Annotated in this window: 1 protein-coding gene; it reads right to left on the bottom strand. The window is 33.9% G+C overall.

Annotation, left to right across the window (positions count from 1 at the left end; all coding sequences use genetic code 11):
• Positions 1-398, bottom strand: a 398-nt coding sequence (locus tag E3E25_RS11425; protein WP_167893422.1) for a hypothetical protein, incomplete at both ends; no start/stop codon positions are given.

Consider the following 398-nt stretch of genomic DNA (forward strand, 5'->3'; position numbering starts at 1 on the left):
TTTTTTGTTTGTAATACAATGCCGTTGGTATTAATTAATCTTATGGTTGTTTGCCCTGCTTTGGGTGCAGCGTAGTTTACTGATATTGTATTCTTACTTGCTGTTGCTGTTACAGTAAACTTATCAGGCGTTGTATTATCAATAACTGATAGTTTATTATTGGTAAGTATTAAAGCAAATCTGTCTGCTGCTTTTGATGCTTCATTGCTTATATCAAATGCAATTTTGTTGTTCTGAGTTATATCTATTTTGGTTGTTGTATTACTGAATTTATCAAGCAATGCCACATCGGTATTGGCAAGTTGTGTAAAGTTTTCAGCAGTAATGTGTAGCTCGTAATGTGCTGCTCCTAACTTCCGGGTATTCAGTTGTATGGTATCTTTTAAAATATTGGCTGA

The sequence above is a fragment of the Thermococcus sp. MAR1 genome (assembly GCF_012027305.1).
GTDB lineage: Archaea > Methanobacteriota_B > Thermococci > Thermococcales > Thermococcaceae > Thermococcus.